We start from the raw sequence: 688 nt of genomic DNA, 5'->3' as shown, positions 1-688 counted from the left end.
ACCACTTTGTGATTCATGACTGGGGTGAAGTCGTAACAAGGTAACCGTAGGGGAACCTGCGGTTGGATCACCTCCTTACCTGAAGATACCTTCCCGCGCAGTGTCCACACAGATTGTCTGATAAAAAGTAACGAGCAGAAAAAACCTCTACAGGCTTGTAGCTCAGGTGGTTAGAGCGCACCCCTGATAAGGGTGAGGTCGGTGGTTCAAGTCCACTCAGGCCTACCAAATTTCTTCTCATGCTGCGTTATGCGCGCGGTCGTTTACCCCGGTAAACGTCCCTTCCGCATGCCTTGCCTGAAAAGAAATTACATCCTTCGTCAGAAGAATGTAACTCGGTTGAGTGGTAGTAGTGGTCTCTGCAGTAACTGTATGGGGCTATAGCTCAGCTGGGAGAGCGCCTGCCTTGCACGCAGGAGGTCAGCGGTTCGATCCCGCTTAGCTCCACCATACCGTTTATCTGTTTTTTTCTGAATACTTCAGAGCGTACCGGCAACGGTGTGCTGCGAAGTATTATGCTCTTTAACAATCCGGAACAAGCTGAAAATTGAAACGACGCACCGCGTCATTCCTCCGTAATAAGGAATGACAAAGCGATGCGTTCGAGTCTCTCAAATGCTCGTGACTTACAGCGTTGTAAAACGCCTGTGGGTTGTGAGGTTAAGCGACTAAGCGTACACGGTGGATG

2 tRNA genes and 1 rRNA gene are annotated in these 688 nt (G+C 50.0%); all 3 read left to right on the top strand.

Annotation, left to right across the window (positions count from 1 at the left end):
- Window positions 1-78, top strand: a 16S ribosomal RNA gene (locus ACN1CO_RS22350); the annotation flags it as partial.
- A gap of 73 nt (window positions 79-151) precedes the next feature.
- Window positions 152-228: transfer RNA gene (locus tag ACN1CO_RS22345), tRNA-Ile, on the top strand.
- A 146-nt stretch (window positions 229-374) separates the two neighbouring features.
- Window positions 375-450: transfer RNA gene (locus ACN1CO_RS22340), tRNA-Ala, on the top strand.
- The last annotated feature ends 238 nt before the right edge of the window (window positions 451-688 follow it).

The organism is Pantoea sp. R13S299, from assembly GCF_048515925.1.
Lineage (GTDB): Bacteria > Pseudomonadota > Gammaproteobacteria > Enterobacterales > Enterobacteriaceae > Pantoea.
The sequence above is the reverse complement of the archived record's forward strand: the minus strand, read 5'-3'. Positions and strand labels throughout refer to the sequence as shown.